The sequence below is a fragment of the Streptomyces sp. NPDC002265 genome (assembly GCF_040296125.1).
In the GTDB taxonomy this organism is placed as follows: domain Bacteria; phylum Actinomycetota; class Actinomycetes; order Streptomycetales; family Streptomycetaceae; genus Streptomyces.
The window spans coordinates 1-3,200 of the sequence record NZ_JBEOWS010000587.1 but is presented as its reverse complement, the minus strand read 5'-3'; the positions used below and the strand labels follow the sequence as shown (position 1 = coordinate 3,200).

Annotated in this window: 2 protein-coding genes; both read left to right on the top strand. The window is 69.7% G+C overall.

Features of this window, described 5'->3' with window-relative positions:
- Window positions 1-293 precede the first annotated feature (293 nt).
- Window positions 294-1,520: an MFS transporter gene (locus ABT085_RS45165; protein WP_351622727.1), complete on the top strand. Its 1,227-nt coding sequence runs from the start codon at window positions 294-296 to the stop codon at window positions 1,518-1,520.
- Between the two features lie 359 nt (window positions 1,521-1,879).
- The gene (locus ABT085_RS45160; RefSeq protein WP_351622724.1) at window positions 1,880-3,154 is read left to right on the top strand and encodes a family 16 glycosylhydrolase; all 1,275 of its coding nucleotides are present in this window, start codon (window positions 1,880-1,882) and stop codon (window positions 3,152-3,154) included.
- The last annotated feature ends 46 nt before the right edge of the window (window positions 3,155-3,200 follow it).

The following is a 3,200-nucleotide window of genomic DNA, read 5'->3' as shown; positions in this document are numbered from 1 at the left end:
GGCGCCCGGGGGGGGGCCCCCCCCCCACCGCCCCGGCAGACGTGACACAGGTCACCCGGTGATCGGCCGGATCTTGGAATGTGTGGGTTTTTGCCACTGTTGGCTTGAAGGGGGCCTAGGGCCTGTCTTTCGGATCAGCTCGGTCTGATCCGAAAGACAGGCCCTAGGCCTGTTCCGAGGGTGTGCTGCGCGAGGACGCTCAGTGCGACGGGTCACGGGAGCTGGAGACGATCCAGGCCTTTTTCCCGCCCCCTCGTTCCTGGATCGCTGTCTTCGAAGGGTTTCTCTGCGCCATGCCACTTGCCTTGCTGGCCCTGGCTGTCGTCGCGTTCGGCATCGGAACGACCGAATTCGCCACGATGGGGCTGCTGCCCCAGATCGCCGACGGCATCGGCGTGTCCGTGCCCCACGCGGGCAACCTCGTGTCGGCCTACGCGCTCGGCGTGGTCGTCGGCGCCCCCCTGCTGACGGGCATCTGCGCGCGGGTTCCCCACAAGCGCTTGCTGCTGCTCCTTTCCGGTCTGTTCGTGGTCGGCAACGTCGCGTCCGCGCTCGCGCCGGGCTTCGGCCTCCTGTTCGCCGCGCGTTTCCTGGCGGGTCTGCCGCACGGGGCGCTGTTCGGTGTGGGCGCGGTCGTGGCCTCCCGGCTGGTCGCTCCCGAACGGGCCGCGCGCGCGGTGTCGAAGATGTTCCTGGGGCTCACCATCGCGAACATCGTCGGTGTCCCGGCCGGCACGGCCCTCGGGCAGCAGTTCGGCTGGCGGGCCGCCTACGCCGCGGTCGGCGTCATCGGAGTCATCGCGCTCGTCGCGCTGGCGCTGTTCGTCCCCGACCAGCCGCGTGGTGCGCAGTCGGGCATCCGGCACGAACTGCGCGCCATGGGCAACAGGCAGGTGGTGATCGGCCTGGCCACCGCGGTCGTGGGCTTCGGCGGGTTCTTCGCCGTCTACAGCTACCTGGTGCCGATGCTGACGAACCTGACGGGCATATCCGACTCCTCGACCACCTTGGTCCTCGCGCTCTACGGCGTCGGGATGACCCTCGGCACGCTGGTCGCGGGCCCGCTCACGGACCGCGCCCTGCGTCCCACCCTGTACGCGGGGCTCGCGCTGCTCGCCGCGGCGCTCGTGACGTTCTACTTCACGGTCCACAGCACGGTGCCCGCCCTGCTGACGATCACCTTCATCGGTGCCATGGGCTCCCTGATCACCACGCCCGTCCAGATGCTGCTCATGGCCAAGGCGAAGGACGCCCCCACGATGGCGGCCGCGTCCAACCACTCCGCCTTCAACCTGGCCAACGCGGGCGGTGCCTGGCTGGGCGGCCTGGCCATCTCGGCGGGCTGGGGCTGGGGCTCGCCCAACCTGGTCGGCGCGGCACTCGCGGTGGCGGGCCTGGGTCTGGCCGTCGTCGGCGGACTCGTCGACCGCAGCGGCGCCGGCTCCGTCGTGGTCACCTCGTCCGGTACGGAGGCCGCGACGGCCGCCGGTCAGGTCACGGCGGCCCAGGGCCGCGACTGACCCGCTCACTGCTCCTCGGCCCTCGGCCCCCGGTGCCCGGCAGTTGCCGGACGCCGGGGGCCGAGGCGTATCGAGGTCCCTCAAACGGTCACAGAAGTGGAGTGGTCCTTCTTAATTGCAGGTTAAACGGGTCTTAAGTCGCCTTGGGTCAGACCTGTCCTTCAACTATCCGCAGGTCAGAGGGATTTGGGGATTCGCGTTCCGGTTGGCGGTGATGGCGATCGTGCGTATCGTCTGGTCCACCGACGACGCGCGCCGCGCATGAGAGAGCGCTCTCAGCAGCTCGCCCGCCCGCGCGTCCGGTGTGCACCGACCGGTGTCCGATCCGGAAGTTCCCCACAGACAAGGTGTGTTCCGCCATGGCCGCTCACCGCGCCCGCAGATGGTCGTTGGGAGGGCTGGCGTGTCTCGCAGCCGCCGCCCTCACCACCGCCATCCTCTTCAACACCTCAGGTCCCGCCGCGAACCGCGCCAGCGCGGCCACGGTGCAGACCTGGTCCGACGACTTCGACGGCGCCGCGGGCAGCGCGCCCAACTCCTCGAAGTGGACCCTGGAGACGGGCGGCGGCGGCAACGGCAACCACGAGTTGCAGTACTACACGAACAGCACCGGCAACGCCGCACTCGACGGCAACGGCAACCTGGTCATCACCGCCCGCAAGAACAGCGACAGCGGACTCCAGTGCTGGTACGGCACCTGCCAGTACACGTCGGCGCGGCTGAACACGGCGAAGACGTTCACCCAGGCCTACGGCCACTTCGAGGCCCGCATAAAGGTCCCGCGCGGCCAGGGCGTCTGGCCGGCCTTCTGGATGCTGGGCGACAACCTCGGCAGCGCGGGATGGCCGAACAGCGGCGAGATCGACATCATGGAGAACATCGGCAAGGAGCCCGGCGCGGTGCACGGCACCATCCACGGCCCCGGCTACTCCGGCGCCGGTGGCATCGGCGCGGCGTACACCCTGCCCAACGGCAAGGCGTTCGCGGACGACTTCCACGTCTTCGCCGTCGACTGGAGCCCCACCGCGATCACCTGGTCGGTGGACGGACAGAACTACGAGACCCGCACCCCGGCCGACGTGAACGGCAACAAGTGGGTCTACGACCACCCGTTCTTCATCATCCTGAACTTCGCGGTCGGCGGTGACTGGCCCGGCAGCCCCGACTCCGGCACCTCCTTCCCGCAGACCATGACCGTCGACTACGTCCACGTCACCGCCTCGGACACCGGTTCCGGGTCCGGCGGCACGAGCCGCACCGGCGCCATCAAGGGCATCGGCGACATGTGCGTGGACGTCGCGGGCGCCTCCAGCGCCGACGAGACCCCGATCCAGCTGCACAACTGCAACGGTGCCGACGCCCAGAAGTGGACGCTGGGCAGCGACGGGACCGTACGGGCCCTGGGCAAGTGCCTTGACGTCAAGGCCGCTTCGCACGACGACGGTGCCGCCGTCCAGCTCTACACCTGCAACGGGACCAAGGCCCAGCAGTGGACGTACACCGCCGCCCGCGACCTGACCAACACCGGCGCGGACAAGTGCCTGGACGCCAAGGGCAACTCCTCCGCCGACGGCACCCGCCTGCAGATCTGGACGTGCTCCGGCAACGCCAACCAGAAGTGGACCGTCGGCTGAGCCGTCCGGCCCGGACCCCTCCTCCCCCCCCACCCTCTTCCCGAGC